The following is a 16,993-nucleotide window of genomic DNA, read 5'->3' on the forward strand; positions in this document are numbered from 1 at the left end:
CGACTCGACGTCTTGGAGATCGAGTCATTCTTTCCTAGTGGTGATTAAAATAGTTATGTCACAGTATCCTTCGACTACTTATGACAGTATCCTAGTTAGAGTGGAAATCATGATTCTTGTTTCATTCGTTTTTAATTATTTATACGAAATACTTTTTTAGCATTCTCTGTTGTTATGTGGCAAAGTTCTTCATATTTCATTTCTCTTAATGTAGCTATTTGCTCGGCGACTAGAGTAACGAATGCAGGTTCATTCCGTTTGCCTCGATATGGGTGTGGTGCAAGATAAGGGGCATCTGTTTCAATTAATAGACGGTCTATCGGAATCACTTTTGCTACTTCTTTTACTTCTTTTGCATTTTTAAATGTAACTGGACCACCTAAAGAAATATAAAAATTCATTTCGAGACAAGCTTCCATTTCAGTTATATTTCCACTAAAACAATGCATAATTCCCCCAATATCTTTTGCGTTCTCTTCTTGTAATATATGAATTACATCACTAGTTGCTTCTCTATTATGAATAATGATTGGCATATTGACACGTCTTGCCAACTGAATTTGCTTTCGAAACACATTTTCTTGAACGTCTTTTGGCGACGTATCCCAATGGTAGTCTAGACCCATTTCTCCGAGTGCAACAACCTTTTCATGATCACTTAATTTTTCCAACATACTCAAATGTTCTTCTTTATAATCTATAGCATCAACAGGGTGCCAGCCTACAGCTGCATAAATATTTGCATGTTTTTCAGCAATATCTATTGCAAGTGGGATAGTTTCGTTATCAAAACCGACCACAACCATTTGTTTAACACCCTTGTTATGTGCACGTGCAATAACTTCTTCTACGTCTTCCTTAAATTGTCTTGCATTTAAATGAACATGTGTATCAAATAACATCATCATACCTCCAAATAAGAGAAAAGGTCGTCCTCCTTGATAGCGAGTTCGACCTTTCTAAATTATTTAACTACGGAACCGTTCGGTAAAGACTTTTCAACGGTAGCTAAGGATAAGTTTCCTTTTTCATCTTCCCCTGATAAAATCATACCTTCTGACATTTCTCCACGTAATTTAACTGGTTTTAGATTTGTAATACATATTACCTTTTCACCTACCAAATCCTCTGGTTGGTAAAATTCGGCAATTCCAGAAATAATTTGCCGCTTCTCAGATCCAATATCAACTTGCAGTTTCAGTAATTTATCTGCATTCTTCATTTTTTCCGCTTTTAATACTTCTGCAACACGAAAATCCAATTTCATAAAATCATCGTAGAGTACTTCATCTTTTTGTTCAACTTTTTCATCTTTAACCACAGGAGATTTCATCATACTTTTTATTGTAGCAATCTCTTCTTCCATGTCTAAACGTGGGAAAATAGGATTGCCTTTTTCCGTTTTAATTCCAGCTTGAATACTTCCAACTTCATAAATACTATCCCATTCTTGCAATGAAGCATCTTTAATCCCTAGCTGTCTAAAAATTTCTTTTGGTGTCTCCGTTAAGAATGGCCGTAACATGACAGCAGTAATTCGAAGCGATTCTACCAAATGAGCCATTACATTGCCAAGGCGATTTCTTTTTTCGTCATCTTTTGCTAAATTCCAAGGCTCTGTTTCATCAATATATTTATTCGTTCTGCTTATAAGCTGCCAAATGGAAGATAATGCAACAGAGAATTGCATTTTTTCCATTGCAATTTCTACCTTTTTAACGGTATCTTGTACAACTTGCTCTAAATCCTCATCTTCTTTATTTTCGGCAAGTGTAAATTCAGGCACTTCTCCATCAAAATAACGACCAATCATCGCTACTGTACGATTAAGTAGGTTCCCTAAATCATTCGCTAAATCATAATTTATTCTTTCGACAAATCCCTCAGGTGTAAAAACACCATCAGAACCAAATGGAACTTCACGAAGTAAATAATATCGTAGCGCATCTAGACCAAAGCGATCGATTAAAGGAATAGGATCAATAACATTTCCTTTTGATTTCGACATTTTACCGTCTTTCATTAATATCCAACCATGAGCAAACACCTTTTTTGGTAAGGGAAGATCTAAAGCCATTAAAATAATCGGCCAATAAATGGTATGAAAACGTACAATTTCTTTCGCCATAATATGCACATCTGCAGGCCAATACTTTTTAAACTTCTCCTCATTTTCAGTACCATAACCTAGTGCTGTAATATAATTCGTTAACGCATCAATCCATACATAAATAACATGTTTTGGATTTCCTGGTACTTTAATTCCCCAATCAAACGTCGTACGGGACACAGCTAAATCTTCTAATCCAGGTTTAATAAAATTATTTAACATTTCATTTTTTCTGCTTTCAGGTTGGATAAACTCAGGATTTTCTTCATAATACTGGACAAGTCTGTCTGCATATTTACTCATTTTAAAGAAGTAAGATTCTTCTTTTACTTTTTCTACTTTTTTACCACAATCTGGACAGCAGCCTTCGTTTAGTTGCAGATCAGTAAAGAAAGACTCACAAGAGACACAATACCAGCCTTCATATTCGTCTAAATAAATATCCCCTTGCTCTAATAATTGCGTAAAAATCTTTTCGACAATTACTTTATGTCTGTCTTCTGTCGTTCTAATAAAATCGTCATTCGTAATTTTTAATTTTTTCCATAATGATTGAATCGTTTCAACTATTCCATCTAAATACTTTTGTGGTTTTAATCCTTGCTCCTCAGCGGCTTTTTGAATTTTCTGTCCATGTTCATCTGTACCTGTCAGATACATAACTTCAAAGCCACGCATCCTTTTGTACCTGGCGATCGCATCCCCGGCAACAGTTGAATAAGCATGTCCAATGTGTAAATTCCCACTCGGATAATAAATAGGTGTTGTTATGTAAAACGTATTTTTTTCTGACATTTTTTATCTCCTCTTTTTTGAAACTTATCTAATCTATTTAATCACCATAGGAAACATGCCTTCTGGCAAGCTTCTTGCTTATAGTAAATTGTATAAATCTATTGTATATACTTTTACTGGAAGATGAAAGTATATATAATTTTTGCCACTTTTATTATAATGTAACCAATTAATTAGTATACCATGAACTAATTGACTAATTTAATCGAAACATTTACAATAATTGTAATTCTATTAATTATTTATTGTTCAAATTTATTTACATTTTTTTGATAGATTGCTACAATAATAATGTGAAAAAATTGTTGAAATATACATTTTTATACATTCAATGCTATAGTATAATAGAATAGTATAGTTATTATCAATTTATTTCGACTTAGATGAAAGGGGATCGTAATATAATGAAATCTACTGGAATGGTAAGGAAAGTTGATGAGCTTGGAAGAGTAGTTATTCCAATCGAGTTAAGGCGCTCATTAGGAATTAAAGAAAGAGATGCAATTGAAATATTCGTCGATGAAGATCAAATTGTATTAAAAAAATATGTTCCTAATATGGCCTGTCATATTACAGGTAAAAATACAAACGATAATGTCGCTTTAGCGAAAGGAAAAATTGTACTTAGTCCAGAAGGTGCCAAAGCTTTAGTGAATGAGATACAGCAAAGCTTTAACTTAAATGAATAATGGTACCAGTATACATCGATTGTAAAAATAAATAACGGCTTTTTTCTTTTTTTGCGATAAAATAGATCGATACAATTTAGACATACTTAAAACTTGCATCATTGGGGATGCAAGTTTTTTACTTTTTCACATGAATTTTTTGATATACTTCTCTTCGTGATATGCCTCTATCGACTGCCACTTGTTTCATTGCTGCTTTATGCGACATTTCATCGGAAATTTCATAATGTTTAACGTGATCTGGAATGGATAAGTTTTGCCACCATACAGAAGCATTTTCTTCTCCGGCGTCATTTCCTTCTACAACAATACAACATTCGCCTTTTATCTCATTGTTCTCAGCCCAACGCAAAACGTCTTTCCCATTTCCTCTTAGAATTTGCTCGTATATTTTCGTAATTTCCCGGGAAATAGAAATTTGTCGATTTCCTAGTAGTTTTACGATTGCCTGTAGTGTATCTTTTATTCGGTAAGGTGATTCATAAAATATGAGTGTAGCTTTCAAAGAACCCAATCGTTCCAATTCAGCTTCTTTCTCTTGTTTCTTTCTAGGTAAAAAACCATAAAATAAAAATTCATCTGTCGAAAGACCAGAACCAACTAATGCACATAATGCCGCATTTGCTCCCGGTAAAACTACTACTTGCATTTCTTGATTGATTACTTCCTGTACAAGTTCTGATCCAGGATCTGAAATTGCTGGCATGCCAGCATCACTTACTATGGCAACATTCTTGCCCTGTTTAAGACTTTCTATAAGTTGTTCAAATCTTTCTCTTTTACTATGCTCATGGTAACTAAGTAATCGATTTTTAATCTCAAAATGATTCAAAAGTTTCTGGGTATGCCTTGTGTCCTCCGCCGCAATAATATCCACTTCTTTTAATGTTTTTATTGCTCGAAAAGTCATATCTTCCAAATTTCCAATCGGAGTTGGGACGACATAAAGTGTCCCGGTTTCCTTCTCTTCATAACTTACTTGTACATTCATTTGATGTCATCCTTTTTTCGTTAATGAGTTCGATTTTGTCTTTTCTTTGGAGTTTTTTTATGGCATGTTCCCGTTGCAAAGCAGCAGACTTTGTTGTTAACTCTTCTTGATAAACCAATTGAAATGGCCCTCTACCCCGTGTATATTTCGCACCTTTTCCACTTTCATGTAATTTTAATCGGTTTTCAATATCTGTTGTATATCCAGTATATAAAGAGTCATCCTTGCACCGTAACATATATACGTAATGCTTATTTTCCATAAATGATCTTCCTCGCCCGATCAGTATAATTCCCATCATGTTCATAAATAAATAGTGGTGGTAATACTTTAAGACCTGTCCTTCCATCTCTAATTCCTTCCAAAAGAATTGTATTTGCAGCCTTATCAGCCTTTGGGTACACGTACTGAATTCTTTTTGGTTCTATTTGATATTTACGAAAAAGTGTAAGCATGTCCACTAACCGTTCTGGTCGGTGTACCATAGAAACTTTACCACCCGGTTTCACGTACAATTTACATGCTTTAACGACATCTTCTAATGTACAGCAAACTTCATGTCTAGCAATCGTTAAGTATTCATTTTGATTGTGCTCCGTTGTATTCGGGGACGAAAAATATGGAGGATTACATGTTACAACATCATAATAACTTTGTTTTAATCCTTCGTGTCTTTCTTTTAAATCTCCTTCAATAATGTTAACTTTTTCTTCCATTCCATTTAATTTCACACTCCTATTCGCCATGTTGACTAATCTATTTTGAATTTCAAGTCCAGTAATTTTCCCTTTTGTTCTTTTTGCAAGAAAAAGTGGAATGACTCCATTTCCTGTACATAAATCAAGAATATTTCCTTTGTTAATCGGTACATATGTAAAATTTGCGAGTAATACTGCGTCAAGCGAATATGAAAATATTGTTGGACTTTGAATTATTTGTGTTTTTCCATCTGACATTAAGTAATCCAGACGCTCGTCATCCATTAGATTTACCACTAAGCACCCTCCATATTCTGTCTTTATTATTCAATACTTTAAGAAGATGTTCAAAAAGTTCGGTAAAAATGACACTGTGAATTTCGCACGAATGCTTGTTTCTCTGCTACTCATGTATCTAAATGCATACATTCCGCTGACGGGAACAGCGCCGCCTCGAACTTCTTGGTCCTTTTTATCCTCCTTTTATGAACACGCACTTTAACTATATTGTATTAAATAAATAAATTTATCGTAAATTTTTTATAAAAAAATTGTCTCCTATCTTGATGGGATCTTATCCAATCATATAGGAGACAGTTTTCATTTTAATCAAATAGTTCGAGGCAAAATAAACAATCTTCATCTGTTCTTGGACTTCCAAACTGCATATGGCAAATATGAAAGCCTTCTTTATAAATGCGAGCTAAATTATCAAAACCTTCACCCGGTACGGTAGCTTCACGTTTTTTCTTCGTTGTCTTTTTCTCTTCTTGAACATGATCACGATTTAAATAGGTTCGTAAGTGCTTATTTTCGATAGTTAATCGATGATTTTCCTCAATGAGCTCACCTAAGTCATTTTTTAAATTCCCCAATTGCTCATAAAGTTCACCGATCTGAGTTTCCATATGTGAAACTTGATCAAAAATTTCTCTTTGCCTCTTACTCAAGCGTCCCACCTCTTTACTATTACTGAACAGAAATGATCTTATCCTCGATTAGTTCGTCTAAAGTATATTCAATAATATTTTGATTTTCATACATTTCAATCTCTATTACTTTTTCTAAAATATTTAATCCAACTACTTTACCGCGACCATTATTTGTATGAATTTCTTCCCCAATATCTGGTAGTTGCCTTTTTGCATCTTCATAACTATCATTTTCATAGCGTAAACAACACATTAATCTTCCACATAATCCTGAAATTTTAGTAGGATTTAATGATAAGCTTTGGTCTTTAGCCATTTTAATTGAAACTGGATCAAAATCTCCTAAAAATGTTGAACAACAAAGCATCCTGCCACAAGGACCAATGCCGCCTAACAATTTCGCTTCATCACGAACACCAATTTGCCTAAGTTCAATTCTCGTTTTAAATAAAGCAGCGAGATCTTTAACCAAGTTACGAAAATCAATTCTACCTTCAGCAGTGAAATAAAATATCACTTTATTTCGATCAAATGTATATTCTACATCTACTAAACTCATGTCTAATCGATGATAATTTATTTTATCTATACATATATTTAAAGCTTTCTTCGCTAATTGCTCATTTTGTTTCACATTCTGTTTATCTGTATGATTTGCAATTCGCATTACCTTTTTCAAAGGAAGCACGACATCCTCAATATCTACTAACTTATTAACAAGCACTACTCTGCCAAATTCAACTCCACGTACTGTTTCTACAATCACATCATCATCTAACTGTATGGATAAATTATTTGGATCAAAGTAATAAATTTTTCCCGCTTGTTTGAAACGTACTCCGATTACTTCTATCATCTCATAAACCACCTCTAAAATTGAAGTACAAGTTGTTCCATCACTAACGTAGGATGTACATTCTGATTGACTTTTTGTTTTGCTTCTAAAAGAGTCTTTAATAGTTGAAGTAATCTCTTTTGTGAAAAATGATGGACAGAACGTGTTAAGAGACCATCATCGGATTGGAAAAAAGAAAGTGAGCCAGACCTGCCTACTTGTTCATTTGTAATATCTCTAAATGCCAATAACAAAATATCTAAACCTTGTTCAATATCCTTTTTATCTTTTAAGTTAGTTAACCACACTTGGTGGATAAAAAGATAACGTTCCTCATAATTTGAAAGTAACATATATATAAATTGTTCAACTAAATCTCTTATTTTATAAATCTTTTCTTCTGTATGATACTCTATTGCTTCATCTATATTATTTGTTAAAGCACTAAGTAAACGTGCGTTATTTTCGTTAATTGTTATACTTTCTAATTGGGTTAAGTTTTGTTGAAAAGCTAATTCGTCTAATGGTTTTAAGTCAATTAACTGACAACGAGAACGAATAGTTGGAATAATTCCTTGCCCGTTATTTGTTAATAAAAGGGCAGTAATTTCAATATCGGGTTCCTCTAAAAACTTTAATATTCTATTTGCTGCATTCACGGTTAACGCTTCAGCAGGATTAATAACATATACCTTTTTTGAAGATTCAAGTCCTGTATAGGAAAACTCTTTTCTTAATAATTCAATCTGTTCATTTTTTATGGAAGAGCCCTCAGGCTGAACCCAGTGAACATCTGGATGATTACCTGATAATATACGTGTACACATATGACATGTTTGACAAGGCTCCATTCCATTTTTCTCCTGACAAAAAAGGGTCATTGCTATTAAGTTAGCAAGCATCTTTTTTCCAGTACCACGTGACCCTTGGATGAGATATGCATGGGATACACGATCTTTTTGAAAGCTATTTATTAATATTTTGCTAGCTAAAGGTTGTATTTCACTTAGTTCTGACCATGTTTGCATAAATTAACATCCTTATTATGTTGATAAATTAAATAACAAAGCCCTAATTTCTCCAATAAATCCTAATAAATCAACGGTCTGTTTTTCCTGATCAAGCACATCTTTAGTAAGTTGGACTAGCTTTTCAACAACTTCCTCGACCGTTGTTAACTTATGACCAGACCCTGTCATATTAAAACTTCTTGATTCTTTTAATGATAAACCACTGTGAACAGTTTCTTGTAAAAATGCTTCATCATTCTTTTAAATTTTGCTAAATATTGTAAGGAGCGAAAACGGGCTATTTTTCCCCTTGTTTTGTAATATCCCTAATTAAACTCTCGTTTTACTCGAAAGGATTCTGACCTAACAACCTGTTATAAAGTTTGATTTTCATTCATTTACTTTTCTAAACGGTTTTTGGTCGATGGTTAGAATTAATTTCTTGACCAATTTTCATCTAAATAGCCCCTTTTCTCCTAGTTAAAAGCGATAGAAAGATTCAATCGGCAAAATAAATACAGTTGCTCCACCAACTTCCACCTTAACTGGCTTTGGTATATACGAGTCTGCATTTCCCCCCATCGGAGAAATTGGAGCCACCATTTGCTCTCTTTGTGAACAATTTTCTTTAATTATTTTTAGTGCTTCCTCAATATGTTCATCTTGACAACCAATCATAAGCGTCGTATTTCCTTCTTTTAAGAAACCGCCTGTTGTTGCCAGTTTTGTTGTTTGGAAATTTTCATCATTTAACGCATTGATTAATCGATTGGAGTCCTTATCTTGGACAACCGCAATTATTAGTTTCATTTTCTAACCTCCTTCAAATGAGAAATAATATATTTAAATGCATCTTCCGTAACCTGATTTACCGCTTGCTCTGCATCAATTCTTTGGATGCGATCTGGAAACTTATTTAGTAAAATTTGATATCCTTCATATACTTTGTTATGAAATTCCATCGCTTCCAAGTCTAAGCGATTTTGTTCTCGGTTACTATTCAATGCAATTCGCTTTAATCCCTTCTCAGGTTCGATATCGAAGTAAAGCGTTAATGTTGGCATACACCCTTCAATAGCAAACTGATTAATTGTAAACACTTCTTCTATCCCTATTTCTCGGGCATAGCCCTGATATGCAAGACTGCTATCAATAAACCTATCACAAAGCACAATCTTTCCTTCTTGTAATGCGGGAAGCACTATCTCAACTAAATGTTGTCTTCTCGCTGCTGCATATAATAACGCTTCTGTTCGTTTTTCCATTTCTGTATGATCTGGGTGAAGAATGATATGACGAATTTTTTCAGAAATAGATATACCACCAGGTTCCCTTGTTAAAAGAACACGATATCCCAGCTCAGTCAATTGATGATGGAGTCGATCTAGTACCGTTGTTTTCCCAGCACCTTCCCCACCCTCAACTGAGATAAAAAACCCTTTCATTTTCTCTTCTCCTTTTGTAAATCAAAGATGTTTTGTTACTTTTATATTACTGCGAATAAGCTAGTTGTAATTTAGAAGCGGAGTTTTTAGAGATTTTAACCAACATATTACCTTTGCTGTAAAGGTATGTTTCTTACCGATAACTTATTCATTCGGTTGTTACGAAACAAAAATATTGAAAAGAAATAAGCTTGTTACATCTATTGTATCATGCTTTTCTAATTAATTGTTCTTTATTATATAGTGTTAATTTGGGTAATTGCTACTATGGTAGACAAAAAGTTACTGTCATTTCATTTTACTGAGATATAAATGATTAATCGATAAAATAAGCATGTATCCGTAAGATTCTTTGTTATATAACACTTATTTTATACAGAATGTAATTGAATGCAAGAAAAAAGAAAAGCACAAGCGCTTATTGTCAACTGTTTAGATGACTTTTAAGCAACTTGTGCATGGTCGATATTCTGTCTCTATGAAAAAAGCTTTGATTGATTCATATTTTTTAACTTTTGTACATAGTAGCGATATTTTTCTTCTCGTACTTCGGTATGGACGATATTGTATTCACATTGTGTGCAAATAAATAATGTATATAAATGAATACCCTCTGCCTTTTTCTCTTCACAAATCACACATTGTCCCATACTATTCACCTCTATCGTCAGTTTAGTAGATAGTATCTCCTAATCTAACGATTTTTATACATTAACTGATAGTACGTGCTCAAAAAGTGGATAAAAAGGATCGAGTCGGTTAAGACCGTTGACGTCCTGTCAGCAACACCGACACTAGTACGTCCAGTGCGTCGAACTTTCAAGGCGGCGTAGTTTCAAGCGGCGGAATGTATGCATTTAAATACATGAGCAAAGATTTGGCACGCAGGAAAAGTGTTCTTCTTTTCCAAGGAAACGCTTCTAGCACGCAGAAAAAGTGCTTTCCTTTTTCAAGGAGCGGAGAAGCAAGCCAACGAGCTTCCACAGGACGTAGTGACCTCGACGTTCGATACAGGACATGTCGGTATCTAGTCGAAGTCCCCCTCTCGATGTGTCACTTTTACCGGACTTTTTGAACTTCCTATTATAGTATAAATATATGAATAGCAGCTAAAGATGTTACACCAAATAAACCTAAAATGCTACTTATAATTACAGTAAAAATATTTATCGGTATATGAAGTCCAATCGCACCGCCAAATACATTTAAGAAAAATAAAAATAAAACGCCAATTGTTAATCGGATTACACCTGTTCCAATTAATCGTAGAGACTTCGCTGGTGAACGAAAAATAAAAAAAAATCCGATAATAACTAATATCCCCATTAGAATCATAATTGCTTTCATGTTTACTTCAGCTCCTTTTATACCTTTATTAGTTTTTATGTATAAAAGGATAAAAATAGAACCTAAAGAACATGTTTGTATAGCAAAACATTAATATCTTAACGCACTAATTCTCCGATGTTTCGCTTCCTTTAATAGAAACATATATTTTGCCTCAGCTAATTGCAATGTTTGCTGACTTTCTTCCATCAGTTCAATACTGTTATCAATAATATATCGTAGTTTTTTCCATTCTGTTTCTAAAGTAAAAATTACATCTAGTAATTCATGATCGACTTCTTTTTGTCTCCTTCTTCTCCTCATAATGTCACCCTAATAAATTAGTTTTCTATTTTTTCTCTTTTAATCTTTACTAGTTATTAATTCTTTTGTGCTAACTTTATAATCAATTGTTTTAAAGTTCGCGACGTCCTTCTAATGATTTGGCTAAAGTTACTTCATCGGCATATTCTAAATCTCCTCCAACAGGTAAACCATGAGCAATTCTCGTTGCCTTGATGCCTGATGGTTTGACAAGTCTCGATATATACATTGCCGTTGCTTCCCCTTCAATATTTGGGTTTGTCGCAAGGATTATTTCTTTTACGTCATGCTCTTTTAATCGTTGGATTAAACTTGGTACATTAATATCTTCAGGACCAATTCCGTCCATTGGTGATATAGAACCATGTAAGACATGATATTTCCCATTAAATTCTTTCATTTTCTCCATTGCAATGACATCTTTGGAATCCTCGACAACACAAATTACCGACTCATCTCTAGTATGATCTTGGCAAATGGAGCATGTCTCTTGGTCAGAAATATGCCCGCAAATCGCACAATGCGTTAATTCACGTTTTGCGCTAACTAACGCCTTTGCAAAATCAACAACATCGTCATCATTCATATCAATCACAAAAAAAGCCAGACGGACTGCCGTCTTTGGTCCAATGCCTGGCAATTTTGTAAAACTATCGATCAATTTCGATATTGGTTCTGGATAGTACATCATGTTAGCCTCCTAAGGCAATTGAACCATTAAAACATGCCTGGCATATTTAATCCTTTCGTAAATTGCCCCATCGTTTGCTCTGTTTTTTCTTCAATTTGTTTCATTACGTCGTTTATTGCAGTAAGAATTAAATCTTGTAGCATTTCCACATCGTCCGGATCAACTACTTCTTCCTTAATTTGAACATCTAGAATTTGCCTGCTTCCATTAGCAACGACTGTTACCATTCCACCACCCACAGACGCTTCAAACTCCATTGCTAAAAGCTCATCTTGTGCCTTCATCATTTTTTTCTGCATTTTTTGCATTTGTTTCATCATATTACCCATGTTTCCCATGCCTTTCATGTATAACTCCTCCTTAAAATATATGCATTCAAGTTCTATTTTAGAAGGTAAGAAAGTATAAAACTTTCTTACTTCTCACTGGCTAAAAGCTCAGGCGTCCTGGGACTAGGACTGCGCTTACTCGTCCCACCGTAAAGCATTTGTCGCAGACGCCAGTACTAGCACATCAATCACTCGTAAGTGCAACTAGGGCTTTCGCTATAAGGCTTGGCGATAAGCCAAATTTTCTAATGTTTCATCTAGTCACGAATTTCTAATATTTCATCTCCAACCAATTCTCGAGCTTTTTCAATTACCGGATCATTGGCTGATTCTTGTGTTGGTTCTGCTTCCTCTTGTTGACTTAAAAATTCACTTCGAACGGTGTGCCAATCTTCTTCCGGTATCGGGATGATTGGCTTATGATGGGAAAGTATATTGGCGAGCGTTGATTCAATCAGTTCTTTATGTTCAAGAAATAACGCACAGTGAATTTCATATTTAAATCCAACTACAATTGCTTCTTTTGAGGCTGCCACCGGCTTACTATCTTGAATGGTTGCATGAGCCGGAGCATTTTTTCGTTTTAACTGATCCAGAAAATTCGCCCATTCTGCTCTTACTAGCTGCAATGCGGATTTTTCTGCCTGAGTCAGTACCATACGAATTCGTTCATGTGGAATATCATAGGTTCGTTTCTTTGCTCTTGGCATTTCTCTTTTTCTTGTAGTTGATGCAGCTTGAGCAGAACTGTTAGATTGTCCTACCTCATTTAATTTCTTTTCTAACAAGTTAATCCGCTCAGTTAAATCCTTCACTTCTGAATTATTTATTTGCTTTTCTTCTATATTTTGTTCTGTTTTATTATGTCGATTTGTAATGGTCAATAAAGTGATCTCTACAAAAATTTTGGGACTATTCGTCCATTTTGTTTGTTGTTCACACTCTGTCAGTTGAACAATTGCCTCTTGAATCCAACTTGTTTCTATCGTCTCAGTAAATTTTACAAATTCCTCTGTTACGATAGCCCTTTCTAAATACTCTTCCAATTTGGGGTTTGTTTTATAAAACAAAACATCTCGTAAAAAGTAGATAAAGTCAAACACAAAACGTCCCGGATCTTTTCCACTCTGAATAAGTTCATCGAATAGTCGCAACGTTTCTATCGTTTCTTGTGCATACATCGCACGAGCAATATCTGTCAAAATATTTTGTGAGACCCCACCGGTTACAGCAAGAACATCCTCTATTTCAATTTTTCCATTACTATAAGAAATTGTTTGGTCTAAAAGACTGAGTGCATCACGCATGCCACCTTCAGCCGTCAGTGCAACAGCCTCAAGTGCTGCAGTAGAAATTTCAACCTCTTCATAATTCATAATCTCCTGAAGCCGTTCCATAATAACACGGTTACTTATGGATTTAAAATCAAAGCGTTGGCATCGTGAAATAATCGTAAGTGGAATCTTGTGAGGCTCCGTTGTTGCCAAAATAAACACAACATGTTCCGGAGGTTCTTCTAACGTCTTAAGTAAGGCATTAAACGCATTTGTTGAAATCATATGGACTTCATCAATAATGTACACTTTATACGGAACGGAACTTGAAGCGTATTTAACTTTATCACGAATATTTCGGATGTCGTCTACGCTCGTATGAGAAGCGGCGTCAATTTCAATTACATCCGAAATCGATCCATCTAAGATTCCTTGGCATGATGCACATTCATTACACGGTTCTTTCGTCGGCATCTGTTCACAATTAATGGTTTGCGCAAAAATTTTCGCAGCACTAGTCTTCCCTGTACCTCTTGGGCCAGAAAAAAGATAAGCATGCGAAAACTTACCAGTTGATATAGCATTTTGTAACGTTTGCGTAATATGGGATTGGCCAACGACATCTTTAAATGTACGAGACCGGTAAACACGATATAATGCTTGATAACTCATCCGACATGTTCCCTTCTACCGTTTCCCTATCTATTATAGCTTATTTAAAGAGCAATTTGAACTGTTAGAAGTAATGAAAAAAGACAATTAAAAAAACATTTTATGCAATTAATGTGAAAATGCGACGTATCCGTCAGGTTAATTTCAGCTACAGGCTTTTTTTTTCGATAAATTACCGAGATTGAGAACGATCGAGGACGCCGCAGACAAATTTTTATTTCCCTATACTCGTGCTTCCATCGATTGCAGGAATGAAAAACGCTTAATCATACCTCTGTAAAGCGTGGTTTCATCGATTTCGGGAATGATTAGCTATTATTCGTTACCTTGTGAACGTGATTTCACCGATTACGAGAATGATTAACACTTAATCATTACCTTGTGAGCGGGATTTCATCGATTATGGGAATGATTAGCAATTCATTCACTTTTTATTCAAAGGGCATACCGTACAGAAATGTTACACCGGAGTGATTTCTGTAGCGGTATTGTACGTTGCAACTTTGTTTGGAGCTAAGCAGTAGAGCTTACCCCCGTTGTTACGTCACGATTTAGAATATGTTCAAATATCCTCAGTTAGTGATTCTTAACACTAAAAAATTAAAAGTAGGCTTATTTCCCTTTTTCCTCGTCTGCTTCTTTTTCAATTCGCTTCATAAAGTCTTCTGCTGCACTATATCCTTGTTGTTTCAAATACCAATTATTCACGGCAGCTTCAATTAACCCTACGACATCACGGCCTGGCTTTAATTGAATTTGGATATAAGGAATTTCCACATCCATATACGACGTAAATTTTGTTTCTACTTCTAATTCATTATATAAGGACTCTCCTTGCCATTTCACTAGTTCAATATCAAGCGCAATTCTCGATTCTTCTTGAAAAGCTTTTCGCCCATACATCCGAACCACATTTAAAAGACCTACACTACGAAGAGCTAATAATTCTTTATTCGTTTCATTATGGGTTCCTAGAAGTGTTTGAGGGCTGAGCTTCTTTAACACTACAATATCGTCGGCAACTAAACGATGCCCTCGACCGACAAGCGAATGGGCTGTTTCACTCTTTCCAACACCGGAATCGCCCCGTAATAATACACCAATTCCTGACACATTTACACATACTCCATGAACAGCAATTTCCGGGGCCAATCGTTTGATTAAATATGCATCAATTTTTCCGATAAACTCGTAGTTGGAATCATCTGTCCGTAATAAAGGGATTTTTCGTTCTTTACAATATTTTGTTAAATATTTCAATCCTTCTTGTCCATCTGTCACAATAATACATGGAGGATTATATTTAACGAGATTTTCTACCCGATGTTCGCGGTCTTCCTCTGGTAATGTATGCAGATATTGTATTTCATTTTTACCAAGAACTTGCACATGTTCTTTTGGAAAAAAATCCAAATACTTAATAAATTCCAGTCCTGGCCTCCTTGCGTTAGACCGTTTTATTAAGCAACTTAATTCTTCTTCTCCGGTTAATACTTCCAAGGAGAAAGCGCGTACTATATCTTGGATTTCAATTGTTTTTTCCACTTTTTATCATCACCTTATTTTACAACTCTCTATTCATTCAACCATTCTACCCTATTCAAATGCATCTGCAATTATACTATATTATGGCAATTTAGTATCGTGATTAGCACTCATCATTTACTTCTAAACGGCAACACTTTTTTTCTATTGCTAACCCTTTTATCTCTACAGCCCTTGCTCCCTTGTTCGATACACCAATCTCATTACATTTTCGACTACCTGTTCGATTAACCATTCACTTTTTTCCATAGATTCTTCTAGTGACATTGGCGCATTCGTAATACTAAAAATTGCATCGATCCCAGTTTCATAAATTTCTTCTGATGTTACTAAGTTTGCCCCGGTAATCGCAATCACCGGTACCCCATGTTTTTTTGCAATTTTTGCGACACCTACAGGGGTTTTACCGTAAATCGTTTGATCATCAATTTTACCTTCACCTGTTATAACAAGATCCGCTTCCTGTATGTATGTTTCGATATTCGTAATTTTCATTACCAATTCTATTCCCCGTTGTAGTTTTGCGTCAAAAAAGGCAATAAATGCAGCTCCAAGTCCTCCCGCAGCACCTGCTCCTTCTATACTAGAAACATCTACATGTAAGTCTTTTTTTAATAGTTGTTCATATTTTTTCATCGACTGATCAAGAGATGCAACCATATTCGGATCAGCCCCTTTTTGGGGTCCAAATATAAATGATGCTCCTTCAGGGCCTGTTAATGGGTTTTTCACATCACAAGCAATGTCAAATGTACATTCCTTTACCCGTTCATCCATTTTTGAAACAGAAATGTGTTCGACATCGGCTAGTCCTTCCCCACCAAACCGAACCGGATCACCAATCTTATCAGTAATTTGTGCCCCTAATGCTTGTGCCATACCGATTCCACCGTCATTTGTAGCACTTCCTCCTAAACCGATTAAAAAATGCCTAATCCCCTGGTCGAGGGCGTGCAGGATTAATTCACCTACACCATATGTAGTTGTCTTCATAGGATCCCGCTTCTCAACTGGAATTAAATCAAGTCCAGCTGCTGCCGCAATTTCAATAACTGCTGTCTTTTTGCCAACTATCCCGTAAAAAGCTTTTACTTTGCCACCTAAAGGTCCAGTCACCGTATGCGTAATTAATTTTCCATTCATACTATTTACAAGCGCTTCTACCGTTCCTTCACCACCATCAGCTAAAGGCATTTTAATAACATCTATATTTCTATCAACATTTCTAATGCCTCTTTCTATGGCATCGGCAGTGGAAGCGGCACTCATACTTTCTTTAAATGAATCAGGGGCAATGACTATTTTCACAATAGAGCCTCCTTATTTT

At 35.1% G+C, this 16,993-nt stretch carries 19 protein-coding genes and 1 pseudogene; 1 reads left to right on the top strand and 19 read right to left on the bottom strand.

The features are described from left to right. Nucleotides 1-131: 131 nt before the first annotated feature. On the bottom strand, nucleotides 132-902 hold the full coding sequence (locus SPD89_RS14705; protein ID WP_336262707.1) for a TatD family hydrolase: 771 nt from the start codon (nucleotides 900-902) through the stop codon (nucleotides 132-134). Nucleotides 903-964: 62 nt separating this feature from the next. Then, a complete protein-coding gene (gene metG, locus SPD89_RS14710; protein WP_336262708.1) occupies nucleotides 965-2,905 on the bottom strand; it encodes a methionine--tRNA ligase in 1,941 nt (646 codons plus the stop codon). A 404-nt stretch (nucleotides 2,906-3,309) separates the two neighbouring features. Here metG and SPD89_RS14715 point away from each other — a divergent pair, with 404 nt between their 5' ends. Continuing rightward, entirely contained in the window at nucleotides 3,310-3,594 is a 285-nt protein-coding gene (locus SPD89_RS14715; protein ID WP_336262709.1) for an AbrB/MazE/SpoVT family DNA-binding domain-containing protein, read from the top strand. Nucleotides 3,595-3,712: 118 nt separating this feature from the next. Here the strand turns inward: SPD89_RS14715 and rsmI are convergent, their stop codons facing one another. The 17 genes and pseudogenes from rsmI to SPD89_RS14800 form a co-directional block, all read right to left on the bottom strand. Further along, nucleotides 3,713-4,585: a 16S rRNA (cytidine(1402)-2'-O)-methyltransferase gene (gene rsmI / locus SPD89_RS14720; RefSeq protein ID WP_336262710.1), complete on the bottom strand. Its 873-nt coding sequence runs from the start codon at nucleotides 4,583-4,585 to the stop codon at nucleotides 3,713-3,715. Then, nucleotides 4,563-4,847, bottom strand: a complete 285-nt coding sequence (locus tag SPD89_RS14725; protein ID WP_336262711.1) for a GIY-YIG nuclease family protein — start codon at nucleotides 4,845-4,847, stop codon at nucleotides 4,563-4,565. Before SPD89_RS14725 ends, rsmI begins: the two co-directional genes overlap by 23 nt. After that, a complete protein-coding gene (locus SPD89_RS14730) occupies nucleotides 4,837-5,568 on the bottom strand; it encodes a tRNA1(Val) (adenine(37)-N6)-methyltransferase (protein ID WP_336262742.1) in 732 nt (243 codons plus the stop codon). The genes SPD89_RS14725 and SPD89_RS14730 overlap by 11 nt, the downstream gene beginning before the upstream one ends. A 320-nt stretch (nucleotides 5,569-5,888) precedes the next feature. After that, a complete protein-coding gene (locus SPD89_RS14735) occupies nucleotides 5,889-6,191 on the bottom strand; it encodes an initiation-control protein YabA (RefSeq protein ID WP_442961176.1) in 303 nt (100 codons plus the stop codon). A gap of 61 nt (nucleotides 6,192-6,252) precedes the next feature. Continuing rightward, the gene (locus tag SPD89_RS14740; RefSeq protein WP_336262713.1) at nucleotides 6,253-7,071 is read right to left on the bottom strand and encodes a PSP1 domain-containing protein; all 819 of its coding nucleotides are present in this window, start codon (nucleotides 7,069-7,071) and stop codon (nucleotides 6,253-6,255) included. Between the two features lie 14 nt (nucleotides 7,072-7,085). Further along, nucleotides 7,086-8,078, bottom strand: coding sequence for a DNA polymerase III subunit delta' (gene holB, locus SPD89_RS14745; protein ID WP_336262714.1), 993 nt, complete (start codon nucleotides 8,076-8,078; stop codon nucleotides 7,086-7,088). Between the two features lie 15 nt (nucleotides 8,079-8,093). Continuing rightward, a pseudogene (locus tag SPD89_RS14750) lies at nucleotides 8,094-8,297 on the bottom strand (DUF327 family protein); the annotation flags it as partial. Between the two features lie 243 nt (nucleotides 8,298-8,540). After that, complete coding sequence (locus SPD89_RS14755) at nucleotides 8,541-8,870, bottom strand: cyclic-di-AMP receptor (RefSeq protein ID WP_336262715.1); 330 nt, start codon at nucleotides 8,868-8,870, stop codon at nucleotides 8,541-8,543. Continuing rightward, complete coding sequence (gene tmk / locus SPD89_RS14760; protein WP_336262716.1) at nucleotides 8,867-9,505, bottom strand: dTMP kinase; 639 nt, start codon at nucleotides 9,503-9,505, stop codon at nucleotides 8,867-8,869. Before tmk ends, SPD89_RS14755 begins: the two co-directional genes overlap by 4 nt. 476 nt (nucleotides 9,506-9,981) lie before the next feature. Continuing rightward, the gene (locus SPD89_RS14765; protein ID WP_336262717.1) at nucleotides 9,982-10,155 is read right to left on the bottom strand and encodes a sigma factor G inhibitor Gin; all 174 of its coding nucleotides are present in this window, start codon (nucleotides 10,153-10,155) and stop codon (nucleotides 9,982-9,984) included. 433 nt (nucleotides 10,156-10,588) lie between these two features. Further along, nucleotides 10,589-10,852, bottom strand: a complete 264-nt coding sequence (locus SPD89_RS14770) for a pro-sigmaK processing inhibitor BofA family protein (RefSeq protein WP_336262718.1) — start codon at nucleotides 10,850-10,852, stop codon at nucleotides 10,589-10,591. A 90-nt stretch (nucleotides 10,853-10,942) separates the two neighbouring features. Next, nucleotides 10,943-11,155 carry a YaaL family protein gene (locus SPD89_RS14775; protein ID WP_336262719.1) on the bottom strand — a complete coding sequence of 71 codons (213 nt, stop codon included), beginning with the start codon at nucleotides 11,153-11,155 and terminating at the stop codon, nucleotides 10,943-10,945. A gap of 91 nt (nucleotides 11,156-11,246) precedes the next feature. Then, nucleotides 11,247-11,843: a recombination mediator RecR gene (gene recR / locus SPD89_RS14780; protein WP_336262720.1), complete on the bottom strand. Its 597-nt coding sequence runs from the start codon at nucleotides 11,841-11,843 to the stop codon at nucleotides 11,247-11,249. Nucleotides 11,844-11,872: 29 nt separating this feature from the next. Further along, nucleotides 11,873-12,193 (bottom strand): YbaB/EbfC family nucleoid-associated protein, encoded by a 321-nt coding sequence (locus SPD89_RS14785; RefSeq protein WP_336262721.1) that lies wholly within the window; start codon nucleotides 12,191-12,193, stop codon nucleotides 11,873-11,875. 239 nt (nucleotides 12,194-12,432) lie between these two features. Then, on the bottom strand, nucleotides 12,433-14,121 hold the full coding sequence (gene dnaX / locus SPD89_RS14790) for a DNA polymerase III subunit gamma/tau (protein ID WP_336262722.1): 1,689 nt from the start codon (nucleotides 14,119-14,121) through the stop codon (nucleotides 12,433-12,435). Between the two features lie 612 nt (nucleotides 14,122-14,733). Continuing rightward, the gene (gene hprK / locus SPD89_RS14795; RefSeq protein WP_336262723.1) at nucleotides 14,734-15,666 is read right to left on the bottom strand and encodes an HPr(Ser) kinase/phosphatase; all 933 of its coding nucleotides are present in this window, start codon (nucleotides 15,664-15,666) and stop codon (nucleotides 14,734-14,736) included. 165 nt (nucleotides 15,667-15,831) lie between these two features. Next, nucleotides 15,832-16,974: a glycerate kinase family protein gene (locus SPD89_RS14800; RefSeq protein WP_336262724.1), complete on the bottom strand. Its 1,143-nt coding sequence runs from the start codon at nucleotides 16,972-16,974 to the stop codon at nucleotides 15,832-15,834. Between the last annotated feature and the right edge of the window lie 19 nt (nucleotides 16,975-16,993).

Origin of the sequence: Pseudogracilibacillus sp. SO30301A, assembly GCF_037072025.1 — a bacterium.
In the GTDB taxonomy this organism is placed as follows: domain Bacteria; phylum Bacillota; class Bacilli; order Bacillales; family Amphibacillaceae; genus Pseudogracilibacillus.